Genomic DNA, 23,626 nt, shown 5'->3' on the forward strand with positions numbered 1-23,626 from the left:
GGCGTTATGCGACGGCGACGATGTCGTCATCGTCTTCGCCGTTTTCGGAATCGTTGTTGCGGGCCTGGGCCTGATAGAGGCGGTAGTACGCGCCCTCGCGCGCCATCAGCGCCTCGTGCGGCCCTTCTTCGATCACCTGGCCGCGATCCAGCACCACCAGCCGGTTGGCGCGGCGCAGGGTCGACAGACGGTGGGCGATCGCGATGGTGGTGCGGCCACGCACCAGATTGTCGAGCGCCTTCTGGATTTCTTTCTCGGTGGTGGTATCGACCGAGGACGTCGCTTCGTCGAGGATCAGGATGCGGGGGTCGATCAGCAATGCGCGGGCGATCGAGATGCGCTGCCGTTCGCCGCCCGACAGGGCCTGGCCCCGCTCGCCCACGAGCGAATCGTAGCCATGGGGCAAGCGCAGAATGAAGTCGTGCGCATGCGCGGCGCGCGCCGCGGCGATGATCTCTTCGCGCGTCGCCTCGGGCTTGCCGTAGGCGATGTTGTCGGCGATGGTGCCGAAGAACAGGAACGGCTCCTGCAGCACCAGCCCGATATGCCGGCGGTAATCCGACACGCGCAGCGAGCGGATGTCGGTGCCGTCGACCAGCACCGAGCCCTCCGAGACGTCGTAGAAGCGGCAGATCAGGTTGATCAGCGTGCTCTTGCCCGAACCGCTATGGCCGACCAGGCCGATCATCTCGCCGGGCGCGATGTCGAGGTTCAGGCCACGGATCACCTGGCGGTTGCCATAGCGGAAGCCGACGTCACGCAGCTTGATGTGCCCCTGCACGTGCGGCAGCGCGACGGGCCGCGCGGGCTCCGGCACGCTCGAGACGTGATCGAGAATATCGAAGATGCGCTTCGCGCCCGCCGCCGCCTTTTGCGTGACGGACACGATGCGGCTCATCGAATCGAGCCGCGTGTAGAAGCGCCCGATATAGGCCAGGAAGGCCGCGAGCACGCCCACGGTGATCTGATTCTGCGAGACCTGCCAGATGCCGAAGATCCACACCACCAGCAAACCGATCTCGGTGAGCAGCGTGACGGTCGGCGAAAACAGCGACCACACGGTGTTCACGCGATCGTTGACTTCGAGGTTGCGGTTGTTGGCCTCGCGAAAGCGCTGCACTTCGCGCTTTTCCTGGGCAAACGCCTTCACCACGCGGATGCCGGGAATCGTATCGGCCAGGACGTTGGTGATCTCGGACCAGATGCGATCGACCTTCTCGAAGCCATGCCGCAGACGATCGCGCACCACGTGGATCATCCACATGATGAACGGCAGCGGCACCAGCGTGACCAAGGCGAGCCACGGATTGATCGTGAAGAGGATGGCCGAGGTCATGACGATCATCAGCACATCGTTGGCGAAATCGAGCAGGTGCAGCGACAGGAACACGCAGATGCGGTCGGTCTCGCTGCCGATGCGCGCCATCAGATCGCCGGTGCGCTTGCCGCCGAAATACTCGAGCGACAGGTGCTGCAGATGCTCGTAGGTGGTCGTGCGCAGATCGGCGCCGATACGCTCGCTGACCCAGGCCAGGATGTACGTGCGGGCCCAGCCCAGCGCCCACGCCAGGATGGCCGAGGCGAGCAGACCACCGAGATACAGCCGCACCTTGTTGTAGTCGATCACCTCGCCGTTCTGGTAGGGGATCAGCACCTCGTCCATCAGCGGCATGGTGAGGTACGGCGCCACCAGCGTGGCGGCGGTACCCAGCAGCGTGAGCAGGAAACCGACCAGGAGCGGCAGGCGGTAGGGCCGGGCGAAGCGCCACAGGCGCAGCAGCGCCCAGGTCGACGGCGCCTCGGCGGGTTCGCCGTCGCAGTGCGGACACTCCTCCTGGTCGGCGCTCAGCAGCGCCTGACAGGTCGGGCAGACATGGACGTCGGCGTCGGCGGCCGGCCTGTTGGACAGGCGCAACGCCTGCTGGCTTTCGAATTGGCCCAGCAGACGCAGCGCGGCGGGATTGCGGCCCAGCGTGAAGCGCCAGAGCCCGAGACGCTGGGTGCCGTCATCGAGCTCTAGGCTGGCCGCCCCGGCGTGGTCGTGCAGATTGAGCCGCAGCGCGCTGGAATAGGACCAGGCCTGCCAGAGGCCGTCGGCGTCGCGGGCCAGCAGGCGCTGGTCGGTGGCGAGCACCAACCCGCTCGCGTACCGCAGGCGCGCGTCGAGGTCGGTTTCGAGCCACGCCAGGATGGACTCGCCCTCGCCCAATTGGGCGTCGGCCTCGGCCCGCCACGACGAGGGCAACTCGCGCGTGTTGGCGCCGGAAGTTGTTTGGTGATTTTTCATCAGAACGCGTATTACACCGCTCCCAGCCGGCCATGAGTCATCTACTCAGGCCACGGACCGAAAACGTGTCCGTTCCTTACAACAGCGCGAGTTTATATGGGCAAAAAGGCGGCGTATAGTAGCAGCCGATTTTCGTATTTTCCACCGTAGGAAATCTCCACTCACCACACATAGGCTACACCCCGTCCGGCACCAGTCTGGCTCTACGGCCTGCCCCGGGAAATCCCTCCCCTGCCTATGTGTAAACGCACCCCAAGCATCCATGAAAAAAAAGGACATTGAATTTCTCGATGTCGTGGCTTTGCGCGGCCCGAACATTTGGACGTACCGACCGGTGCTGGAAGCCTGGGTCGACATCGGCGAGTTGGAAAACTACCCGTCGAATGTCATTCCCGGCTTCTACGAGCGGTTGACGGCCTGGCTGCCCACGCTGATCGAGCACCGGTGCAGTCCGGGTGTGCGCGGAGGCTTCCTGCAGCGCCTGCGCGAAGGCACCTGGCCCGGTCACATCCTCGAGCACGTCACGCTCGAGCTGCAGAACCTGGCCGGCCTTCCGGGCGGCTTCGGCAAGGCCCGCGAGACGTCCACGGTGGGGGTCTACAAGGTGGTGGTGCGCGCCTGGCACGAACAGGTCACCCGCGCCGCGCTGGCGGCCGCGCGCGACCTGGTCATGGCGGCCATCGAGGATCGGCCGTTCGACGTCGACGATGCGGTGAGCGACCTGCGCACCCTGGTCGACCGTCATTGCCTGGGTCCGAGCACGGCCTGCATCGTCGATGCCGCCGATGATCGCGATATTCCTTATATTCGTTTGTTTGAGGGCAATCTCGTCCAGTTCGGTTACGGCGCGCGTCAGCGCCGCATCTGGACCGCCGAGACCGACCGCACCAGCGCCATCGCCGAAGGCATCTCGCGCGACAAGGATCTCACCAAGTCGCTGCTCTCCACCGCCGGCGTGCCGGTGCCCGAGGGCCGTCTGGTCGAAACCGTCGAAGACGCCTGGGACGCCGCGCAGGACATCGGCCTGCCGGTGGTGGTCAAGCCGTACGACGGCAACCACGGACGCGGCGTCTTCACCAACCTCATGACGCGCGAAGAGGTCGAATCGGCCTACGCCGTCGCGGTCGAGGAAGGCAGCGGCGTGATCGTCGAGCGCTTCGTGCTGGGCATCGAGCATCGCCTGCTGGTCGTGGGCGACCGCATGGTGGCCGCCGCCGCCGGCGAAGAAGCCTGGATCACGGGCGACGGCACGCAGACCGTCGACGAGCTCATCGCGAGCCAGATCAACACCGATCCGCGCCGCGGCCGCACCGAAAACCACCCGCTCAATCCGGTCCGGCTGGATTCGGCCGCACGCCTGGAGATCGCGCGCCAGGGCCTCACCGCCGACAGCGTGCCGGCCGAAGGCCTGCGCGTCCTGATTCAGCGCAGCGGCAACGTCGCGTTCGACGTGACCGACAAGGTCCACCCCGACATCGCCGAGCTGGTCGTCCTGGCCGCCCGCGTGGTGGGCCTGGACATCGCCGGTGTCGACCTGGTCGTGCAGGACATTACCAAGCCGCTCGAGGCACAGCGTGGCGCCATCGTCGAAGTCAACGCGGGCCCGGGCCTGCTGATGCACCTGAAGCCGGCCGAAGGCACGCCGCGCCCTGTCGGCCGCGCGATCGTCGACCATCTCTTCCCCGACGGCGAGTACGGCCGCATTCCGGTCGTCGGCATCACCGGCACCAACGGCAAGACCGTGGTGGCGCGCCTCGTCGGCCGCATCCTGCACCTCTCCGGCAAGCAGACCGGCGTGGCCTGCAGCGAGGGCCTGTACCTGAACAAGCACGCGGTCCAGCAGGGCGATTGCGCCACCTGGGCAGCGGGCCGCCGTGTGCTGATGAACCGCTCGGTCGACGCCGCCGTGATCGAAAACGACAGCGGCGTGATCCTCGGCCAGGGCCTGGCCTACGACCGCTGCCAGGTCGGCGTGGTCACCAACATCGACGAAGGCGATCACCTCGGCGACTTCGACATCAACGAAACCGACCGTCTGTTCAACGTGTTCCGCACGCAGATCGACGTGGTGCTGCCGGGCGGCGTGGGCGTGCTCAACGCCCGCGACCCGCGCGTGGTCGAGATGGCCGAGCTCTGCGACGGCGAAGTGATGTACTTCGGGCTCACGCCCGACGTCCCGGCGCTCGCCTCGCACGTGGCCCTCGGCAAGCGCGCCGTGTTCGTGCGCGACGGCCGCATCGTGCTGGCGCGCGGCCGCGACGAAGAGCAGCTTGCCGACATCGCCGCCGTGCCGCTCACCCATGGCGGCCGGGTGCAGTTCCAGATCGAAAACGTGCTGGCCGCGGTGGCCACGGCCTGGGCGCTCGACGTCCCGGTCGAGGTGATCCGCGCCAGCATCGAGACCTTCGACATCGACCAGGCCGATGCGCCGTGGCAGTTCACGCTGTTCGAACGCGACGGCGTGTCCGTCGTGGTCGACGACGTGCACAACGTGCCCGGTCTGCGCGCGCTGCTCGCGTCGGTCGACCAATTTCCCAGCCAGTCGCGCACGGCCGTTTACTCGGCCGGCCAGGACCGGCGCGACGAAGACCTCATCGAGCAGGGTCGCCTGCTCGGCGCGGCATTCGATCGTGTCGTCCTCTACGATGACTGCACCGTGAAGAGCAAGCGCCCGGCCGGTCAGGCGCGCGCGCTGCTGCGTCAGGGGCTGGAACAAGGAGGCCGGACCGTCGAGATTCTCGACGAACCCGACCATGCGCAAGCCATTCTCCGGGTGCTCGCGCAGCCGGTGGCTGGTGAGTTCGTGCTGCTGCAATCCGATGAAGCGTTTTCTGGTCCGACCATAGACCTGGTGCGCCGCTGGATCCAACAAAACTGATAACCGACTCAGCGCCGTCGCAAGACGGCGCACTTTCCCGACAGGAATGCCTGCCATGGAAGTTTCTCGCATCCGCGCGCTGCGCGGCCCCAATCTCTGGAGCCGCAACACGGCCATCGAGGCAATCGCCTCCTGCGCCGACCAGGAATGTTCGCTGGCGTCGCTGCCTGATCTCGAAGCGCGGCTGCGAGCCCGCTTTCCCCAGCTCGGGCTGTTACAGCCCGAGGGTCACGCCGACTCCGTGTCGCTGGCCCACGTTCTGCAGATCATCGCGCTGTCGTTGCAGGCCCATGCGGGCTGTCCGGTGACCTTCGGGCGCACTTCGCCCACGATCGAACCCGGCGTGTTCCAGGTCGTTGTCGAGTACAGCGAAGAAGAAGTCGGCCGCCTTGCCATGACGCTGGCCGTCGAGCTGATCGAGTCGGCGCAGGCCGACACGCCGTTCGACCTGCCCGACGCGCTGCGCCGCCTGCGCGAGCTCGACGAAGACGTGCGCCTCGGTCCCAGCACCGGCTCGATCGTCAACGCCGCCACCGCGCGCAACATTCCCTACCATCGCCTCACGCAGGGCAGCATGGTGCAGTTCGGCTGGGGCCGGCGTCAGCGCCGCATCCAGGCCGCCGAGACCGACCGCACCAGCGCGATCTCCGAATCGATTGCTCAGGATAAAGACCTGACCAAGATGCTGCTCGACGCCGCCGGCGTGCCCGTCCCGCTCGGCCGCTCGGTCGACAGCGCCGAGGCCGCCTGGGAAGCCGCCCAGGAGCTCGGTGGCCCGGTGGTGGTCAAGCCGCGCGACGGCAGCCAGGGCCGCGGTGTCGCGGTCAACATCGAAACGCGCGAGCGCGTGCTGGCCGCCTTCGAGGCCGCCTCCGACATCAGCTCCGAAGTGATCGTCGAGCGCTACATTCCGGGCCACGACTTCCGTCTGCTGGTGGTGGGCAATACGCTCGTCGCCGCGGCCCGCCGCGACCCGCCGCAAGTCACCGGCGATGGCGTGCAGACCATCCGCCAACTGGTCGAGCAGGTCAATGCCGACCCGCTGCGCGGCGATGGCCATGCCACCTCACTCACCAAGATCCGTTTCGACGACATCGCGCTGGCCACCCTGCGCAAACAGGGTTACGAGGCCGACTCGGTGCCGCCCGCCGGCACGCTGGTCGTGCTGCGCAACAACGCGAACCTGAGCACCGGCGGCTCCGCCACCGACGTGACCGACGAAGTGCACCCCGAAATGGCCGCCCGCGCCGTGACGGCCGCGCGCATGATCGGCCTGGACATCTGCGGCGTGGACGTGGTTGCCGAGACGGTCCATCTGCCGCTCGAAGACCAGCACGGCGGCGTGGTCGAGGTCAACGCGGCGCCGGGTCTGCGCATGCACCTGAACCCCTCGTTCGGCAAGGGCCGCGCGGTGGGCGAAGCCATCGTGGGCCAGATGTTCGCCGACGGCGACGATGCGCGGATTCCCGTCATCGCGGTGGCGGGCACCAACGGCAAGACCACCACGGTGCGCCTGAGCGCGCACCTCCTGACCTGCGCCGGCAACAACGTCGGCATGACGAACTCCGACGGTGTGTACGTCGGCAAGCGCCGCATCGACACCGGTGACTGCAGCGGCCCGCGCAGCGCGCGCCGCATCCTGCTGCATCCCGAGGTCGACGCGGCCGTGTTCGAAACCGCGCGCGGGGGCATCCTGCGCGAAGGCCTGGCCTTCGACCGCTGCGACGTCGCCATCGTGACCAACATCGGCATGGGCGACCACCTGGGTCTGGGCTATATCAGCACCGTCGAAGACCTGGCCGTGGTCAAGCGTGTGATCGTGCAATACGTGAAGAACAGCGGCATGGCCGTGCTCAACGCGGGCGATCACATCGTGGCCGAGATGGCCAGCGCCTGCCCGGGCGAGGTCACCTATTTCGCGCTCGACCGCAACCATCCCCTGATCGCCACCCATCGGGCCCAGGGCAAGCGCGTGGTCTATCGCGATGGCGACCACATCGTGGCCGCTCAAGGCACCCAGGAAATCACCCTGCCGCTGGCCGCCATTCCGCTCACGCGCGACGGCGCGATCACCTTCCAGGTCGAAAACGCCATGGCCTGCGTGGGCGCGGCCTGGGCGCTCGGGCTGGATTGGCAGGTCGTGCGCGACGGCCTCGCCAGCTTCGTCAACGACGCCGCCACGGCGCCGGGCCGCTTCAACGTGTTCGACTACCGCGGCGCCACCCTGATCGCCGATTACGGCCACAACCCCGACGCCATCCTGGCGCTGGTGCAGGCGGTGCAGGCCATGCCGGCCAAGCGCCTGAGCGTGGTCATCAGCGGCGCGGGCGACCGGCGCGACGAAGATCTCAGCCGCCAGACCGAGATCCTCGGTGATGTGTTCGACGACGTGATTCTCTACGAAGACCAATGCCAGCGCGGCCGCGCCGACGGCGAGGTGCTCGCGCTGTTGCGCCAGGGCCTGGCCAACGCACAGCGCGCCAAGCATGTCGAAGAGATCCGCGGCGAGTTCATCGCCATCGACCGCGCGCTCGAACGCCTCAACCCGGGCGACCTCTGCCTGATCCTGGTCGACCAGGTCGAAGAAGCGCTCGCGCACATCGCCGAGCGCGTGGCCGGCCGCTGAGACGTCCCCCTGCCCGGCCTGCTGTCCGCGTGACGGCAGGCCGGCGCGCCCCCTCCGCCCGGCCTCAGCGCCTCCCCTCTTCGCTCCTCTTCGCCCGGTCGGCACCCCCATTCCAGATACATTCAGTTAATTAATCGGCGCGAAAGCGCCGTTTTGTTTATCTGAATGCAACTGACGCCTGGCTTTACTCCATCCCCGTTTATTGCCCGGCAAGCGTTACAAATTCGATTTTCGCTATGGCGTTTTACTGAAATCGCATTTGTAACAGCGACCTCGGGCACGACCCTTGCTCATGAGAAGTGTGTTGTCGATCAAGGGCTTACATTTGCCCACACCCCGGCTTTGACAGGCCGCGCCGGGGCCTCGTACGGTAGGAACCGTGCTGATCAGCAACCAAACATCCCGGCGGCACGAGACACCCAGGCCACGGTGGATCGGTCACCAAGCAACGCAAGGAGAGGCAGATGAACAACGACATCATCGCAGGCAAGTGGAAGCAACTGAGCGGTAAGGCCAAGGCGGCCTGGGGCGACCTGACCGACGACGAGCTGACGCGCACCGAAGGCAACGCCGAACGTCTGGCCGGCCTGATCCAGGAGCGTTATGGCAAGACCAAGGACGAAGCCAAGAAGGAAGTGGACGACTTCTTTGATCGCAATCGTTGATGGCGCGGGGCGTGCCTCGGGCACGCCCCTTGCTGAATAGGGTACGCCCCCCGATCGCATCGGGAAATTCCTCCGAGGAGCACCATCATGCTGTATTACGCAGCTGTCTTCTTCGTGATCGCCATCATCGCCGCTGTGCTCGGCTTTGGCGGGATCGCCGCCGGCGCTGCCGGTATCGCGAAAGTCCTGTTCTTTGTCTTCCTGGTCCTGGCCCTGCTCTCCATCCTGAGCGGCGCGCTGCGCAGGAAATAGGCGGTGGCGTGGCATCTGGCGCCGGTCTGATCCGCGCTCATGCTGGCCCGGCCTCACAGGCCGCCGCGTGAGCCCCCCTGGGCCGGACCGGCCCTCGATGCCAGGCCCGCAACGCCCCTAAGACCAACAAACAAATCATTCTGGAGTAATGCCATGAACACTCGCAAACTGATCGCCGCTATCGCTATCGGCAGCACCGCCATCCTGGGTACGACCGCTTACGCCGCCGACGACGGCAAGCCCAAGCAGTCGGTCGGCGAATACGCCGGCGACGCCGCCGTCACCACCAAGGTGAAGGCCGCCATCGTGGCCGAGAAGGATCTGAGCGCCCTGGACGTGGCCGTGGAAACCAACAACGGCGTCGTGACGCTGACCGGCACCGTCGGCACCGCCGACCAGGCCGACCGCGCCGCCAAGGTTGCGCGTGGCGTCGACGGCGTCAAGCAAGTCGAAAACAAGGTCAAGGTGGACCCGGCCAAGGCCAAGTAATAGGCCAACCGGAAGGCCGCGCCAGCGGCCTCCACGCACCGCCTCGCGCGGTCTTGCTTTGAGTGACCCCGTCCATCCCCGCGATGGACGAATCTTCCGGGCCCCTGTGGCCCGGTTTTTTTTTCTGTCTCGGGACCGTGCAGGTCGCGTCGTCATGCGGCCACGGGCGACGACACGGGCCGGGCGGCCGCGCTTCAAGCCGCCGCCGGCGGCTCCCCCCCGGCATGCGATTCGCACGCCATCCGCTCGGCCAGCTTCGCGTCCCAGCCCCGTTCGCGGCACAGCACATCGAATTCGCGCGCCAGATCGGCCAGCGCGATACGGCCCAGGCGCTCGACCAGCAGGGCCTCGGCCTGCCTGAGCGCGTCGTCCAGCGCGGCGTTAACCACCTGCTCCACCCCGCACTCGGGATTCTCGACCTCGTTGCCGATGGCAAAAATGCGCGGCCCGCCGACGGCGTTGTGCACGTCGAGCAGCGTCACCTGCGCGAGGTCGCAGGCGAGCGACCATCCGCCACCGTGGCCCTTTTCCGAACGCACATAGCCCGCTTGCCGCAGACCCGCCATGGTCCGGCGCACCACCACCGGGTTCGTGCCTAGCATTTTGGCGATCTGCTCGGAGGTGTACGGCGCGTCGTGCCGCGCCATGTGCAGCAGCACGTGCAGCATGCGCGATAGACGGCTGTCGCTTCGCATCGAATGCTCTCCCTGTCGAATACGAAACATTATAAGTTGCGTGATGCCCGGCGCGCGGCTACCATGACGGCACATCACGTAACTTTAAATGTTTCGATAGGCCGGCACACCGGCCGAACGCAAGGAGCCCGTATGTTTCATGACGCCCTCATCATCGGCGGCAGCTATGCCGGCATGGCCGCCGCTCTGCAATTGGCGCGCGCACGGCGGCGCGTGCTGGTCGTCGACGCAGGTCAGCGACGCAACCGCTACGCTGCGCACTCGCATGGCTTTCTGACCCGGGACGGCGAGTCGCCCGCTGCCATCGCCGATATCGCGCGGCAGCAGTTAATGGCCTACGACACGGTGACGTGGATCGACGGCACGGCGGAATCGGCCGAGCGCATCGAGGGCGGCTTCAGCGTGACAATCGGCAAGACGGGCGCGGCGCGCGCCCGGCGCCTCATTCTGGCCACCGGCCTGCGCGACCACCTCCCCGAGCTGCCCGGTCTAGCCGAGCGCTGGGGCCGATCGGCCTTCATGTGTCCGTACTGCGATGGCTATGAACTCGATCGCGGCCCGGTCGGCGTGCTGGCCACGTCGGCGCTCGCCATGCACCAGGCCCTGCTGCTGCCGGATTGGGGGCCGACCACGCTGTTGCTGAATGGGGCGTTCGTGCCCGATGCGGATCAGGCCGCACAGCTGGCGGCGCGCGGCGTCGTGCTCGAACCCGCGCCCGTGCTGCGGCTCGAGGGCAAGGCCGACGTGGTCATGGGCGATGGCCGGACGCTGTCTTTCGCCGCCGTGTTCGTCGCGACCCGGATCGAGCTTGCCAGTCCGATCGGCGCCTCCCTGGGCTGCGCCCTGGACGACTGGCCCCAGGGCCGGACGCTGCGCACCGATGCTCTCAAAGCCACCACGGTCGAAGGCGTGTACGCCTGCGGCGACGCGATCCGCGCCGCGGGCTCGGTGTCCCTCGCCGTCGCGGACGGCGCCATGGCCGGCATGGCGGTGCACCGATCGCTCGTGTTCCCCGCGCACTGAGGCAGGCGCGGGGGGCAGCGCATCAGGGCAGGCGGACTTCGCCCTGCCCCAATTCGATCACGCGGCCTCCGACCTGGATCGCACCCTCGGCGCTCAGGTCGAGCAGCAGGCGGCAGGGCCGGGACACCTGATCGCCCTGGCTCACGCGCAGGCTGGCCGGCGGGGATTCGCCGCGCGAGAGCAGCCAGCCGCCCAGGTTGGCGCACGCCGACCCGGTGCCCGGGTCCTCGGCCACGCCCCCGCCCGACTTGGCGAAGAAATAGCGCGCGGTCACGGGGCGTCGGCCATCGGCCTGCGCGTCGCCTTCGAACGCGAACACATAAGCGGTGCGGCGGCCCAGGCTGGACAGCTCCCATTCATCGAGCCGCGCGCCATCCGGTTGCGCGCGCAACACCGCCTCGGCGGTCTTGACCGGCACCAGCAGTTGGTCCGCGCCGGTATCGACCCAGCGCGGTGCATCCAGCAAATCCGACTCGGCCAGACCGAGGTGGCTCGCAATCGTGGCGGGGTCGAGCTTGGCCGCCGCCGTGCGCGGCGCGCCCTCGGTGGGCGCCGTGAGCGTCCAGGTATCGCCTTGTGCCCGCACGCCGACAATGCCGGCCGGGAACGACAGCCTGACCTGATCGCCCTTGCCTTGCAGCGCACGCACGACATGCGCCGTGCCGAGCGTGGGATGCCCGGCAAAGCGCATCTCGTAGCCGGGCGTGAAGATCCGCACGCGTGCATCGGCGCCATCGGTGGCCGGCAGCACGAACGTGGTCTCGGACAGATTGAACTGCAGCGCCAGGGCCTGCATGGTGGCATCGTCCATGCCTTGCGCGTCTTCGAACACGCACAGCGGATTGCCGCCGAACGTGGACTCGGCAAAGACATTGAGCAGACGATAACGATAGATCTTCATGGCGGGCCGCTCCTCGGGCACATCGAACGAGCGGCCACTATACCGGCGGCCCCGCGCGCCTCACAGATACAGTTCTGCCGAAACGCGCCGGCACAGCCGGGCCGGCGCACCGGTACAGCGAGCGCCCCGCCGCGATCGGCGAGGCGTGCTGGCGCTCACCAGGCGATGAAGAACAGATACCAGGCGAGGCAGAACGGCACGAGCCCGGCGGCGGCCATGCCCCACGCGAGCGCGCGTCGCGGCAGGCCGTGGCCACGCTGCGCCAGCACGCGCCACAGCAGGCGCAGCGTCCAGGCCACCGCGAGCGACAGCAGCGTGAGCCGTACCGGCGTGGCCCAGCCCGTGCGCACGCCTTCGTGCTGCAGCAGGGTGAGCGTGGTGGCCGACAGGCCGAGAAACACGCCGATGCCCGCCGTGGGAATCAGGGCCTGCGCCAGCTTGTGCAGGCCGGCGAATCGGCCGTGCGCGACGTGGTCGGGATGTTCGGCATCGGCCGGCGCGACGACCGCGGCGGTGAGCGGCGCGATGCGATCGGACAGCCACAGCGCCAGCCACGCCACACCGCCCACGCACACGGTGCTGCCCGCGCAGAACGCCAGGATCGCCCCGCCGTCGAGCCACGAGAAGCTGTCGTTCACCTCGGGATAGTGCGTGAGGATGAACCACGGCGCGTTGTCCGCCAGCGGCCACATGATGTCGTGCTCGACCAGCCAGGTGGCGGCCCATTGCTTGAGCGTGACGTACCAGGGGCTCGCGCTCCAGAGAAACGCGCCGATCGCGATGCCCATCAGGCCGAACAAGATGAGCGCGGTCTGCCAGCCGTCTCCCTGCGCCACCTGCACGATTTCTTCTTCGGGCGAGCGCGGCGTGAGCTGGATCGCGCCCCGGTAGTCGCTGCAGCGGCCACAGACATGGCAATCCCCGGCCCCCTTCATATGACGCAGCGGCACCAGCGGCGCGCAATTGACCGGTTCGATCCGGATCACCGGATGGCGCCAGGCCTCTTCATTGACCTTGAAATGCCAGGGCGCCAGCTTGGCGAGCAGATTGAACACGCCGTTGACCGGGCACAGATACTTGCACCACACGCGCTTGCTGCGGCCGTAGAGGTAGCCCACGATCATGGCCGCGACGGTCGAGCCGCCCAGCACCGCCAGCACGGCCAGCGGATACTGATACACGCTCACCAGCTGGCCGTAGACCGTGGTGAGCGCGAACGCCACGAACGGCCAGCCGCCCCAGCGCATCCACTTCGGAATCGCGCGGCCGCGGCCGCGCTCGCTGGCCCACTCCGTCAGCATGCCCTCCGGGCAAAGCCACCCGCACCAGGCGCGCCCGAGGATCGGCATCGACACCAGCACGAAGGGCCACCACACGCCCCAGAACGCGAACTGCGCCACGATGGTCAGGTTGTCGACCACCGATGCCGCGTTGTCGGGCAGCGGCAGACAGGCGGGCACGATGAGCAGAAAAGCGTAAACCGCGACGATCCCCCACTGCAGCTTGCGCAGCAACGGGGCATGGTCGCGGAGAAAGTCGGCAAAGCGGGCGGTCGCCCGCCCGAGCACAGCTGCCATGGTAGAACCTTAAAGAATCATCCGGGGTGGTGCCGCTCCGGCATGTCAGGAGACCGCGCGGGCCGGACGACCCGCGGCGCCGCGGCTGGCGCGGCCGAGCAACAGCCAGACCACCACCCAGTAGGCCACCCAGATCAGCACCGACGAGAGCGCAGGGAACGCGCGATAACCCGCGAAATCCGCCAGCAATTTGCCCAGGCCGCTGCTGTCGTCGAGCAGCCACGAGCTGTCCCACACCGGATCGACCAGCGTCGGCACGACGCCGAGCGAGATCAGGCGGTCGATGCCACCGACCAGCAGCGCACCGGCGAGCAGCAGCAGGAGCACTTCGGTCAGCACAAAAAAGCGGCGCCAGGTGATGAGCTTGCCGCCCAGCTGCAGCAGCCAGAACGTCAGCAGCGCGACGGCAAAACCACCGAGACCCGCGAGCGTGAGCGCCAGCGCGCCGCCCTCCTGTTGCGCGGCCGCCACCGTGCCATAAAGAAACACCACGGTCTCGCTGCCCTCGCGCGCCACGGCGATCATGACCAGCACGAAGAGGCCCCACCAGCTGTCCCGGACGAGAGACTCCTGCGCACCGCCTTCGAGCTCTCGCTTGAGGGTGCGGCCGTGGCGCTTCATCCAGACCACCATCTGCACGACGAGCGCGCAGGCGACGAGCGACATGCCCGCCTGGAACCACTCCTGGCCCTCGTCGCTCAGCCACTCGGACACGCCCAGCAGCACCAGCGCCAGCGCCAATGCGAGCGCCAGCCCGGCGGCCACGCCGCCCCACAGATAAGGCATGCCGCGGCGCCCTTGCGGCGCGGCGCGCAGCCAGGTGTACAGAATGCCCACGACGAGCAGGGCTTCGACGCTTTCGCGCCAGACGATGAATAGAACCTGTTCCATGAAACTCTCGCGCTCAGTCTTTGGGCTTGACCACCAGCGTGCCCTTCACGTCCTGGTGGAAGTCATCGAAGAACGGATACTCGCCGGGCCGCGAAATCGTGATGACCACAAAGGACTTCACGCCCGGGCCCAGCACTTTTTCCTTGCGCAACGGAATGCTCTCGAACTCGACGGGCGCGTTGCTCTCGTTGATGAGTTCGATCTTGAAGCGCCCTGCCGGCACTTCGAGCCGCGCGGGCTCGAAGGTGCCGTCGGGTTTGAAGGTCAGCGTGAACGTCGGCAACTCGGCGGCACGCGCGGCCTGGGGCCACGCCAGCGCCACGGCCAGCACGCACGCGAACAATCCTGCCCACAAGGCGCGCACGATCAGTACCCGCCCTTCTTGCCGGTGCCGGCGAAGACGAATTCGTAATCGATGTCGAAGGGTTCGAACCACGGACCCACGCCGGTTTCCTTGTCGACGTGGCGGCCGAAGTGGCTCATCTTGTCGGCCGAGGGCGGCAGGATCGAATACTTGAGCTTGTACTTGCCGGGACCGTCGAGCTTGACGTTGTCGCCGTAGTGCGGACCGTCGTTGGCCACCATGGGCATGAACGTGCCCTTCTGCACCTTGTCGCTACCGACCTTTTGCAGCTCGTACTTGACCACGAGATACGGCATCCATTCGCCTTCGGGGAAGCCCGTGACGTTGCCGGCGGTGGCGTGGATGTCGGCTTCGAGGTGCACATCGGAATCCTTGGCCGGACGCATCATGCCCGGAGGATCCATCTCGATCGGCTGCAGGTAGACAGCACCGATTTCCATGCCGCCTTTTTCCACGGGCTTGCCGATCGGGTACTCGGCGGCGATCGCGGCGGCGGAGAACGTCATGCCGGCGAGTGCCAGCACAAGGGCTTTCTTCATCATCAGGGGATCCTTGAAAACAGCGGGCAGTTCAAAAACAAACAAGAACTGTTTTCATTAATGTAGCCCCGATGAACTGACATTCTCCTTAAGTTAAAGGCTCCAAAACAAAGCGGCGCCGTATCAACGGCGCCGCTTTGCGGTGTATCAATCTCGGATTCGAGCGCGCAATTACTTGCGGCCGCCCGGGGGCGTGGTGCCCGGCGGGAACGGGAAATTCGAGAACATCGCGCGCGTCTGGTCCTGCATCTGATCCTGCATCTGCACGAACAGATTCTTGCTCTGGTCGATGTAGTTGTTCATCATTTTCTGCAGCATGGGCGTCTGCACATTCATGAACTGCGTCCAGGCTTCGGGACCGAACTGGCTGCCGTAAACGCCCTTGGACTGCTCGGCCATGCGTTGCTGGATTTCCATGAACGCCTGGATGTTCTTCTCGAGGTACGACCCCATGATGCCCTGCATCGCGTGGCCGTAGAAACGGATGATCTGCGAGAGCATGTTGGACGAGAACATCGGCATGCCGCCGCTCTCTTCTTCGAGAATGATCTGCAGCAGAATGCTGCGCGTGAGGTCTTCGCCGCTCTTGGCGTCGACGACCTGAAATTCTTCGTTGGCCAGCACCAGTTGCTTGACGTCGGCCAGCGTGATGTACGTGCTCGTCTGCGTGTCGTACAGGCGGCGGTTGGGATACTTCTTGATGAGGCGCAGGGCGGCGCCCGTTTGTGCTTGCGTCATGTCTGTCCCCGAGATCGGGAGATCTCTTTAACTTTGAATGATTTTACGTGCATTGCCGGATGCCCGCTGGCAGCGCGCATCCGGCCCTCCTGTGCATGGATGTATGACGTCAGCCCATATGCAGCCCGCCGTTGAGCGAGAAGTCGGCGCCCGTGGCGAAACCCGACTCTTCACCCGCCAGCCACGACGTCATGGAAGCGATCTCTTCGGGCGCGCCCAGGCGGCGCACCGGGATCGTGGCCACGATCTTCTCGAGCACGTCCGGACGAATCGCGCGCACCATGTCCGTGCCGATATAACCCGGCGAGATCGTGTTGACGGTCACGCCCTTGCTCGCGAGCTCCTGTGCCAGCGCCATGGTGAAGCCATGAATGCCGGCCTTCGCGGTCGAGTAGTTGGTCTGGCCGAACTGGCCCTTCTGGCCATTGACCGAGCTGATGTTGATGATGCGGCCGAACTGACGCTCGACCATGCTGTCGATCACCTGCTTGGTGACGTTGAACAGGCTGTTGAGGTTGGTGTCGATCACCGCGCGCCAATCGTCGACCGTCATTTTGCGGAATAGTCCGTCGCGCGTGATGCCCGCGTTGTTGACCAGCACGTCGACTTCGCCCAGCTCCGACTTCACCTTGTTGAAGGCATCCACGGTGGATTCCCAGTCGGACACGTTGCCCACCGACGCGTAGAACGTGTAGCCCTGCGCGGCCTGCTCGTCGATCCACTGCTGATAATTGCGGCTCGGCCCGCAGCCCGCCACGACGCGGAAACCATCCTTGGCCAGCCGTTGGCAGATCGCCGTTCCGATGCCGCCCATACCGCCCGTCACATATGCCAGTTTTCCGCTCATTTGAAACCCTCCTTGGGGTGACGCACGCATGTTGATGGATGTAGCACCAACGCCCCGCCATGCGCGGGGCGCGGTAGTGAGGTTTAAACCGCTCGCACTTTGACGTAGCTGCCAGGCGCCGCCTCGATCGGCGCAAAGCGTGCGTTGCCCAGCTTGCGGCGCGCGGCCACGCGCGTGCCGCCCTGGCCCGACAGCCACTCGGCCCAATCGGACCACCAGCTGCCTGGGCGCTCTTGCGCCTGCGACAGCCAGGCGTTGGGGTCGCCCGGAAGGCTTGCGCCCTCGGGAGCGACCCAGTAACTGCGTTTTTTCTTGGCCGGCGGATTGATCACCCCGGCGATGTGCCCCGACGCGCCCAGCACGAAGCGACGGGGGCCGCGCAGCAGTTGGGTGGAGGCATACGCCGACACCCACGGCACGATGTGGTCTTCGCGCGAGCCGAACAGATATGCCGGCATCTCGAGCCGCGTGAGATCGATCGGCGTATCGGCGGCCTGCGCGAGGCCAGGCACCTTGAGGTTGTTTTCGAGGTAGGTATTGCGGAAGTACCAGGAAAAAAACGGGCCCGGCAGATTGGTGCTGTCGGCGTTCCAGAACAGCAGATCGAACGCCGGCGGCGTCTGGCCCTTGAGGTAGTTGTTGACCACGTAGTTCCAGACGAGCTCGTTGGGCCGCAGGAACGAGAAGGTGGTGGCGAGATCGCGCGCCGGCATCAGGCCGCCCTTGCCGAACTGCTGCTCGCGCACCTGCGCATGCAGCTCGTCGACGAACACCTTCAGCACGCCGGTATCGTGAAAATCCAGCAGGGAGGTCAGCAGCGTGAGCGAAGCCACCGGCTCCTGGCCACGCGCGTGCGCCAGCGCGAGGGCCGAGGCCAGCATCGTGCCGCCCACGCAGAAGCCGAGCGCATTGACCTGCTTTTCGCCGGTGATCTCGCGCGCCACGTCGAGCGCGCGCAGCACGGCGTCATCGAGGTAGTCGGACCAGGTGGCCGTGTCGACCCCATCGGCATCCGACGCCAGCGGATTGCGCCACGAAATGATAAAGACCGTGTGGCCCTGCTCGACCGCGTGCCGCACGAACGAGTTCTCGGGCTGCAGATCGAGGATGTAGTACTTGTTGATGTTGGGAGGCACGATCACCAGCGGCCGGCGGTACACCTTGTCGGTGAGCGGCGCGTACTGGATCACCTGCATCAGCGGATTCTGGAAGACCACCGAGCCCGCCGTGGTGGCGACGTTGCGGCCGATCTCGAAGTGCGTCTCGTCGGTCTGCGTGATGCGGCCGCGCTTGATGTCGGCCAGCAGATTGGCCATCCCGGCGCTGAGCACCTTGCCCGCGCTGTCGATGATCGACTGCTGGGCGTCGGGGTTGAACGCGAGAAAATTGGCGGGCGAGAGCGCATCGATCCATTGCATGATCGAAAAGCGCAGACGCTGACGCAGCGGCTCGCTGACCTGCGCGGCATCGACCATGCGATTGAGCGCGCGCGCCGACAACAGATAGGCATGCACCATCAGCAGGTGCGGGCCGGCCTTGGCCCAGGCTTCACCGGCGAAGCGGCGATCGGCAGGCGGCGGCAAGGAGCCCGCCTTGGCCTGCTCGCAAAGGCGCAGCCACTCTCGCGAGAATTCGGCTTGGATGTCTGCCAGAGCGTCCGGTGCCACGCTCACCGGGACGGGCCTTGCAGCGGATAGATGGGCGTTCACTTCGACACCTTGTTATCGGAACTGCGCGAGTTGATGGTGCATGGCAGCGTCGATCACTGTCAATGCGGGTATACCTAGGATAATGCATCCGGCAGCCTGCCCTGCGGCGCCGCACGCACGGCACGGGCCGTGAAAATGCTGCGCTGCCTTGGCAGCGATCAAAGCGGCCGCAACCAGGCGAGCAATGCCATGCGTCCGGTGACGCGATCGCGCCGGTACGAAAAGAACCGCGCCGGGTCACTGACCGTGCACAGGCCGCTCAGTTCGACCTCGGCCACGCCGGCGCGCCGCAGGCGCAGCCGCGCCAATGCGGGCAGATCGGCCAGCCACTTGCCGGGGATGCCCGGCCGTGGCGTAAAGCACGCGGCGGCCTCCGGGCCGTCGGCGGTGAAGGCCTCGAGCACGTCGGCGCCCACCTCGAAATGCGCCGCGCCGATGCCCGGGCCGACCCACGCGCGGAAGTCGCGCGCCGCGGGGGCCTTGGCCTGCATGGCGGCCATCGTGTTTTCGAGCACGCCACCAGCCAGACCGCGCCAGCCCGCGTGGGCGGCACCCAATACGGTGCCGGCCGCGTCCGCGATCACCACCGGCAGACAATCGGCCACCATGACGGCCAGCACCTGCCCCGGCCGGGTGGTGACGCTCGCATCGGCAGCAATCTCGCCCTCGGGCGCCGGTCCGTCGGCATCGTGCACCTCGGCGCCGTGCACCTGACGCAGCCAGCGCGGCTCGCCCGCGACGGCCGCGCGCACGCGCCGGCGGTTCTCCGCCACGACCTCGGGTGCGTCGTCGGCCCGGATGCCGAGATTGAGACTGGCGTGAGGCCCCTGCCCGGCGCCACCGGCGCGCGTGGTGCAGAAATACTCGACGCCGGTCCAGGCCGCGCCGCTCACCACCGGCAAGCCGGCCACTATGCGTTCCATGTGATCGTCTCCTGTACGGCGCTCATGTCGGCCGGCACGGGCGCCTGAAAGCTCACTTCGCCGCCGCCACCGGGATCGTCGAAATGCAGGGCACGCGCGTGCAGCATCTGCCGCTGCGCGCCCGCCAGCGGCTTGCCGCCGTAGATGGCGTCGGCCAGCAGCGGATGGCCGAGGCTGGCGATATGGACGCGAATCTGATGCGTGCGGCCGGTTTCGAGGCGGCACACGATCTCGGTGACGCGCTCGCCTGCCGGCGCCGTGCCGCGGCGTTGGGGTTGGTAGTGCGTGATGGCGGGCTTGGGCGCCACCGGGCGCTCCACGCTCATGCGCACCGGCACCCGCGGATCCCGACCGATGGGTCGGTCGACGGTGCCGGAGGCCGTGAGCCAGCCGTGCGCCAGCGCCACATATTCGCGGCCCATGGAGCGGGCCTGCAGCTGACGCACCAGATGCGTCTGCGCGACATCGTTGCGCGCCACCACCATCAGGCCGGAAGTGTCTTTGTCGAGGCGGTGCACGATGCCGGCCCGGGCCACGCGGGCCAGTTCCGGGTATCGGTGCAACAGGCCGTTGAGCAGGGTGCCGCTCCAGTTGCCCGCGCCGGGATGCGTCACCAGGCCGGCCGGCTTGTTGACCACGATCCAGTCGGGGCTGTCGGCGATCACGCCGAACTCGACCGGCTCGGGCGCGAACGCCTGGCTTTCGGGGGAGGCCTGCTCCCAGACGGTGAGCACGTCACCGGGGCCGACCGTCTGGCGCACCTTGGCCGGTTTGCCGTTGACCTGCACATGCCCATCCTCGATCCAGCCCTGCAGACGGCTGCGGGAATGGTCCGGCAAAAGCCCCGCCAGGACCTTGTCGAGCCGGTCGGCCCGGACCGTTTCGGGCACCGTGAGCAGCTGGGGTTCGTCGTCGGAAAGCGCTTCTGCGCTGACGGCTGTATCAGACATGGAGACAAATCATATAATCAGCCCAGCATGCTAACACCAAGGAAACGACTCTCGTGATTCTCCGCCACGCTGCTCCTACGAATACCGCCCCTCGAAAAGGGGCGGTCCTTGCCGCGGCAATCGCGCTGGCCGGCGTTCTGCTCGTCTCCGGTTGCGGCGGCGCCGACACCAAGTACGACAAGACCGCCGGCTGGAGTGCCGAGCAACTCTACGCCGATGCCAAAGAAGAAGTTTCCGCTGGCAACTGGAACGAAGCGCGCGAACGCCTGACCGCGATCGAGAGCCGCTATCCGTTCGGGACCTACGCCCAGCAGGCCTTGATCGAACTGGCCTACGTCAACTGGAAAGACGGCGAAAACGAACAGGCCCTGGCTGCCTGCGACCGCTTCCAGCAGCTCTACCCGAACCATCCCGGCACGGACTACGTTCTGTACCTCAAGGGTCTGGTCAGCTTCACGCCGGCCAGCGCCTTCATGAGCAACCTGACGGGTCAGGATCCGGCCGAGCGCGACCCCAAGGGCCTGCGCGCGTCCTACGATGCCTTCGGCGAGCTGGTCAAACGCTATCCCGAAAGCAAGTACACGCCCGATGCGCAAAAGCGCATGACCTGGCTCGTGAACGCGATCGCGATGAACGAAGTCTACGTCGCCCGCTACTACTACGAGCGCGGCGCCTACGTGGCCGCGGCCAGCCGTGCCCAGACGGTCATCACCGACTTCGAGGGTGCCCCCGCCACCGAAGAGGCGCTGTACCTGCTGGTGCTGTCGTACGACAAGCTCAACATGACCCAGCTGCGCGACGACGCCAAGCGCGTGCTCGACCAGAACTTCCCCAACAGCCAGTTCAACCAAAAGGGCCTGGCCGCGGACAAGAGCTGGTGGAACCCCTTCAGCTGGCGCTGAGCCCGGCGCAGTTCATGCAAAAGGCCTCGCAACCCAAGGGTTGCGAGGCCTTTTGTTTGGCAGGCGCGACCGCGTTCAGCGGGTGCGCCTGCGACGGCGCGCGGCTCAGTCGCTGCTCTCGGCCTTGCGCTCCAGAAAAGCCAGCGCTTCGTTCAGCTCGCGCGTGCGGGCAAACGGCGGCAGGCCGCGCCACAGGCGCTTGCCGTAGGGCTTCTCGACCAGGCGCGCGTCGCCCACCATCAGGACGCCCCAATCGGACTCGGTGCGGATCAAGCGCCCTGCCCCCTGCTTGAGCGAGATCGCGGCTTCCGGCAACTGATACTCGGCGAACGGATTGCCGCCTTCGGCACGGCAGGCACGCAGCCGCGCCTCGATGACCGGATCGTCGGGCGGCGCGAACGGCAGCTTGTCGATCGCCACCAGCGTGAGGATGTCGCCGGGCAGGTCGATGCCTTCCCAGAAGCTCTGGCTGCCCACCAGCACCGGGTGCTTCAGCTTGGCGAAGCGCTCGAGCAGGTCGCGGCGGGTGGACTGGCCCTGGCGCAGCAGGGGCCAGTCGTGGCCGGCATCCTCGAAGGCATCGGCGAGCAGGTCGGCGACGCGCTCGACCGCACGCAGCGTGGTGCACAGCACCAGCGCGCCGCCGGGGCTCGCCTCGAGCAGCGGCATCAGGGTTTCGACAAAGCGCCCCACGAACTGCGGCGCGTGCGGCTCGGGCATGTCGCGCGGCACGAACAGCAGGCCCTGGCTGGGATAGTCGAACGGCGACTCCCATTTGCCGGTGCGCGCGCCCTCCAGGCCGAGCTGACGCAGAAAATGCTGAAAATCGCCCTGCACCGACAGCGTGGCCGAGGTCATGACCCAGGCCTGATCGCCCTTGCGGTAGCGCGAGAACGCCTTGGCCACCGAAAGCGGCGCGGCGTGCAGGCGCACGTGATGCTGTCCCTGCTCGACCCAGCGCACGGCCGGACCGCTCCAGCTGTGCTGGGCCTGATCGGCCAGCGCGGCGATCTCGCTCGCCACGGCGGGCGAGGTGTCTTCGGGCAGGTTGATGTCCTGGCCGAAACCGTCGTCGTCGGCGCCGGGCGCGCCATGCCGCGCCGGCGTGGCCCAGCGCGACAGACGCAGCGACAGGCCCGCCCCGGCGCGCGCGGCCGCCATCAGATCGGGATGCTTTTCGGCCACGCCGGTGAGCGCGCGGGTGGCCGCGTCGACGACTTTGCGCAGATGCGCCAGCGCCACGTCGAACTCCGCGGCATTCGGGATGGCCTCGAAGGTGGCCTTGCGGCCGGGCATCTGCTCCAGCGGCGCACAGACGAGGCGCAGTTCGCGCGCGGCGGTCTCGACCTGGCGGCTCACGTCGCTCCATTTGGCGGCCTCGCGCGCATAGGCGAGGCCCGCGGCTTCGAGGGTGCGGCCAAAATCGAGCAACTGGTGCGTCGAGACGCTGCTGCCCAGAAAACGCGTGGCGGTGTCGGGCAACTGATGCGCTTCGTCGAAGATGACCGTATCGACTTCGGGCAGCAGGTCCGTGACACCCTCTTCGCGCAACACCAGGTCGGCCATGAAGAGGGCGTGGTTGACGACCACGACGTCGGCCTCCTGCGCCGCCCGGCGTGCCTTCACGACGAAGCAGTCGCGGATGCGCGGGCATTCCTGGCCCAGGCAGTTTTCGCGCGTGGAGGTCACGCGTTGCCAGATCTCCGCGTCTTCGGGGATCTGCGCCAGATCGGAGCGGTCGCCCGTTTTGGTGATGCCCGCGAAGACCTGGATCTTGCGCAACTGGGCGACTTCGGAGCGCGACTTGAGCGCGCGTTCGTCGCCCTGCAGGCGGTCGAGGTGGTAATGACAGACGTAGTTGCCCCGGCCCTTGAGCAGCGCGGCCGTGACCGGTGCGCCCAGCGCGGCGCGCACGCGCGGCAGGTCGCGCGCATAGAGCTGGTCTTGCAGCGTGCGGGTGCCGGTGGAGATCAGCACCTTGCCGCCCTGCACGAACGCCGGCACGAGATAGGCCCAGGTTTTGCCCGTGCCGGTGCCGGCCTCGGCCACCAGGGTGGCGCGATCGACGATGGCCTCCTCGATGGCCTGAGCCAGCGCCACCTGGGCGGGCCGCGAGCGGTAGCCCGGCATGGCTTGCGCCAGCGGGCCGTCGTCGGCGAAGAATTCCGAAATGTTCAGGTCCAGCATCGATGCGGTGGGTGCGCTAAAGTGGCAGGCATTTTAGCGCGCCGTCCTGTAGGGGCCCGGCGCAGCCTCCCCGATTTGACGGGGAAATCCGCCTTTCTGCCAGAGTGACAGCCATGTCTCGTAACAGGGCGCCACGGGCAGCTTATGGCACAATCCGCCCCTTGTTTTCCCTTTGACGCCGTC

At 67.0% G+C, this 23,626-nt stretch carries 20 protein-coding genes; 7 read left to right on the plus strand and 13 right to left on the minus strand.

From position 1 onward, the window contains the following. Positions 1–4 precede the first annotated feature (4 nt). Entirely contained in the window at positions 5–2,287 is a 2,283-nt protein-coding gene (locus CAL25_RS14310) for an ABC transporter ATP-binding protein (RefSeq protein WP_094801092.1), read from the minus strand. Between the two features lie 262 nt (positions 2,288–2,549). Here CAL25_RS14310 and cphA (CAL25_RS14315) point away from each other — a divergent pair, with 262 nt between their 5' ends. From cphA (CAL25_RS14315) to CAL25_RS14335, 5 genes are all read left to right on the plus strand, one after another. Further along, a complete protein-coding gene (gene cphA / locus CAL25_RS14315; RefSeq protein ID WP_094801094.1) occupies positions 2,550–5,165 on the plus strand; it encodes a cyanophycin synthetase in 2,616 nt (871 codons plus the stop codon). A gap of 55 nt (positions 5,166–5,220) precedes the next feature. Beyond that, positions 5,221–7,791 carry a cyanophycin synthetase gene (gene cphA, locus CAL25_RS14320; protein WP_094801096.1) on the plus strand — a complete coding sequence of 857 codons (2,571 nt, stop codon included), beginning with the start codon at positions 5,221–5,223 and terminating at the stop codon, positions 7,789–7,791. Positions 7,792–8,255: 464 nt separating this feature from the next. Continuing rightward, entirely contained in the window at positions 8,256–8,456 is a 201-nt protein-coding gene (locus CAL25_RS14325; RefSeq protein ID WP_094801098.1) for a CsbD family protein, read from the plus strand. Between the two features lie 87 nt (positions 8,457–8,543). After that, the gene (locus tag CAL25_RS14330; RefSeq protein WP_094801100.1) at positions 8,544–8,708 is read left to right on the plus strand and encodes a DUF1328 domain-containing protein; all 165 of its coding nucleotides are present in this window, start codon (positions 8,544–8,546) and stop codon (positions 8,706–8,708) included. Positions 8,709–8,861: 153 nt separating this feature from the next. Beyond that, entirely contained in the window at positions 8,862–9,197 is a 336-nt protein-coding gene (locus CAL25_RS14335) for a BON domain-containing protein (RefSeq protein WP_094801102.1), read from the plus strand. A gap of 194 nt (positions 9,198–9,391) precedes the next feature. On the opposite strand, the gene CAL25_RS14340 is transcribed toward CAL25_RS14335, so the two are convergent. Then, positions 9,392–9,892 (minus strand): Rrf2 family transcriptional regulator, encoded by a 501-nt coding sequence (locus CAL25_RS14340; protein WP_094801104.1) that lies wholly within the window; start codon positions 9,890–9,892, stop codon positions 9,392–9,394. Between the two features lie 132 nt (positions 9,893–10,024). Between CAL25_RS14340 and CAL25_RS14345 the strand changes: the two genes are divergently transcribed. Further along, on the plus strand, positions 10,025–10,915 hold the full coding sequence (locus tag CAL25_RS14345) for an NAD(P)/FAD-dependent oxidoreductase (protein WP_094801106.1): 891 nt from the start codon (positions 10,025–10,027) through the stop codon (positions 10,913–10,915). Between the two features lie 22 nt (positions 10,916–10,937). Here the strand turns inward: CAL25_RS14345 and CAL25_RS14350 are convergent, their stop codons facing one another. The 10 genes from CAL25_RS14350 to CAL25_RS14395 all read right to left on the minus strand — a co-directional run bounded on the left by CAL25_RS14350 (position 10,938) and on the right by CAL25_RS14395 (position 20,354). Beyond that, on the minus strand, positions 10,938–11,816 hold the full coding sequence (locus CAL25_RS14350; RefSeq protein ID WP_094801108.1) for a PhzF family phenazine biosynthesis protein: 879 nt from the start codon (positions 11,814–11,816) through the stop codon (positions 10,938–10,940). A 155-nt stretch (positions 11,817–11,971) separates the two neighbouring features. Continuing rightward, positions 11,972–13,393 (minus strand): 4Fe-4S binding protein, encoded by a 1,422-nt coding sequence (locus tag CAL25_RS14355; RefSeq protein WP_094801110.1) that lies wholly within the window; start codon positions 13,391–13,393, stop codon positions 11,972–11,974. A gap of 45 nt (positions 13,394–13,438) precedes the next feature. Next, the gene (locus CAL25_RS14360) at positions 13,439–14,284 is read right to left on the minus strand and encodes an FTR1 family iron permease (protein WP_094801112.1); all 846 of its coding nucleotides are present in this window, start codon (positions 14,282–14,284) and stop codon (positions 13,439–13,441) included. A gap of 13 nt (positions 14,285–14,297) precedes the next feature. Further along, positions 14,298–14,648 (minus strand): cupredoxin domain-containing protein, encoded by a 351-nt coding sequence (locus CAL25_RS14365; protein ID WP_094801114.1) that lies wholly within the window; start codon positions 14,646–14,648, stop codon positions 14,298–14,300. 2 nt (positions 14,649–14,650) lie between these two features. After that, on the minus strand, positions 14,651–15,190 hold the full coding sequence (locus CAL25_RS14370) for an iron transporter (protein WP_094801116.1): 540 nt from the start codon (positions 15,188–15,190) through the stop codon (positions 14,651–14,653). Positions 15,191–15,358: 168 nt separating this feature from the next. Further along, positions 15,359–15,925, minus strand: a complete 567-nt coding sequence (gene phaR, locus CAL25_RS14375) for a polyhydroxyalkanoate synthesis repressor PhaR (RefSeq protein WP_094801118.1) — start codon at positions 15,923–15,925, stop codon at positions 15,359–15,361. A gap of 109 nt (positions 15,926–16,034) precedes the next feature. After that, complete coding sequence (gene phbB, locus CAL25_RS14380) at positions 16,035–16,772, minus strand: acetoacetyl-CoA reductase (RefSeq protein ID WP_094801120.1); 738 nt, start codon at positions 16,770–16,772, stop codon at positions 16,035–16,037. An 83-nt stretch (positions 16,773–16,855) separates the two neighbouring features. Further along, entirely contained in the window at positions 16,856–18,481 is a 1,626-nt protein-coding gene (gene phaC, locus CAL25_RS14385) for a class I poly(R)-hydroxyalkanoic acid synthase (protein WP_094801122.1), read from the minus strand. Between the two features lie 158 nt (positions 18,482–18,639). Next, a complete protein-coding gene (gene pgeF / locus CAL25_RS14390; protein ID WP_094801124.1) occupies positions 18,640–19,404 on the minus strand; it encodes a peptidoglycan editing factor PgeF in 765 nt (254 codons plus the stop codon). After that, positions 19,392–20,354, minus strand: coding sequence for an RluA family pseudouridine synthase (locus CAL25_RS14395; protein ID WP_094801126.1), 963 nt, complete (start codon positions 20,352–20,354; stop codon positions 19,392–19,394). The genes pgeF and CAL25_RS14395 overlap by 13 nt, the downstream gene beginning before the upstream one ends. A 53-nt stretch (positions 20,355–20,407) precedes the next feature. Here CAL25_RS14395 and CAL25_RS14400 point away from each other — a divergent pair, with 53 nt between their 5' ends. Then, positions 20,408–21,256, plus strand: a complete 849-nt coding sequence (locus CAL25_RS14400) for an outer membrane protein assembly factor BamD (RefSeq protein ID WP_170948498.1) — start codon at positions 20,408–20,410, stop codon at positions 21,254–21,256. A gap of 105 nt (positions 21,257–21,361) precedes the next feature. Here CAL25_RS14400 and CAL25_RS14405 read toward each other — a convergent pair whose 3' ends face one another. After that, a complete protein-coding gene (locus CAL25_RS14405) occupies positions 21,362–23,443 on the minus strand; it encodes an ATP-dependent DNA helicase (RefSeq protein ID WP_094801128.1) in 2,082 nt (693 codons plus the stop codon). Positions 23,444–23,626: the final 183 nt, after the last annotated feature.

The sequence above is a fragment of the Bordetella genomosp. 5 genome (assembly GCF_002261315.1).
Taxonomy (GTDB): domain Bacteria; phylum Pseudomonadota; class Gammaproteobacteria; order Burkholderiales; family Burkholderiaceae_B; genus Bordetella.

What these genes read in the sequence shown, in the direction of transcription:
- cphA (WP_094801094.1), top strand. Translation starts at nt 2,550, where the DNA reads ATGAAAAAAAAGGACATTGAATTTCTCGATGTCGTGGCTTTGCGCGGC.
- CAL25_RS14340 (WP_094801104.1), bottom strand. Translation starts at nt 9,892, where the DNA reads ATGCGAAGCGACAGCCGTCTATCGCGCATGCTGCACGTGCTGCTGCAC.
- CAL25_RS14405 (WP_094801128.1), bottom strand. Translation starts at nt 23,443, where the DNA reads ATGCTGGACCTGAACATTTCGGAATTCTTCGCCGACGACGGCCCGCTG.
- CAL25_RS14325 (WP_094801098.1), top strand. Translation starts at nt 8,256, where the DNA reads ATGAACAACGACATCATCGCAGGCAAGTGGAAGCAACTGAGCGGTAAG.
- CAL25_RS14310 (WP_094801092.1), bottom strand. Translation starts at nt 2,287, where the DNA reads ATGAAAAATCACCAAACAACTTCCGGCGCCAACACGCGCGAGTTGCCC.
- CAL25_RS14360 (WP_094801112.1), bottom strand. Translation starts at nt 14,284, where the DNA reads ATGGAACAGGTTCTATTCATCGTCTGGCGCGAAAGCGTCGAAGCCCTG.
- phbB (WP_094801120.1), bottom strand. Translation starts at nt 16,772, where the DNA reads ATGAGCGGAAAACTGGCATATGTGACGGGCGGTATGGGCGGCATCGGA.
- CAL25_RS14355 (WP_094801110.1), bottom strand. Translation starts at nt 13,393, where the DNA reads ATGGCAGCTGTGCTCGGGCGGGCGACCGCCCGCTTTGCCGACTTTCTC.
- CAL25_RS14330 (WP_094801100.1), top strand. Translation starts at nt 8,544, where the DNA reads ATGCTGTATTACGCAGCTGTCTTCTTCGTGATCGCCATCATCGCCGCT.
- cphA (WP_094801096.1), top strand. Translation starts at nt 5,221, where the DNA reads ATGGAAGTTTCTCGCATCCGCGCGCTGCGCGGCCCCAATCTCTGGAGC.
- pgeF (WP_094801124.1), bottom strand. Translation starts at nt 19,404, where the DNA reads ATGGAACGCATAGTGGCCGGCTTGCCGGTGGTGAGCGGCGCGGCCTGG.
- CAL25_RS14345 (WP_094801106.1), top strand. Translation starts at nt 10,025, where the DNA reads ATGTTTCATGACGCCCTCATCATCGGCGGCAGCTATGCCGGCATGGCC.
- CAL25_RS14395 (WP_094801126.1), bottom strand. Translation starts at nt 20,354, where the DNA reads ATGTCTGATACAGCCGTCAGCGCAGAAGCGCTTTCCGACGACGAACCC.
- CAL25_RS14335 (WP_094801102.1), top strand. Translation starts at nt 8,862, where the DNA reads ATGAACACTCGCAAACTGATCGCCGCTATCGCTATCGGCAGCACCGCC.
- phaR (WP_094801118.1), bottom strand. Translation starts at nt 15,925, where the DNA reads ATGACGCAAGCACAAACGGGCGCCGCCCTGCGCCTCATCAAGAAGTAT.
- CAL25_RS14350 (WP_094801108.1), bottom strand. Translation starts at nt 11,816, where the DNA reads ATGAAGATCTATCGTTATCGTCTGCTCAATGTCTTTGCCGAGTCCACG.
- CAL25_RS14370 (WP_094801116.1), bottom strand. Translation starts at nt 15,190, where the DNA reads ATGATGAAGAAAGCCCTTGTGCTGGCACTCGCCGGCATGACGTTCTCC.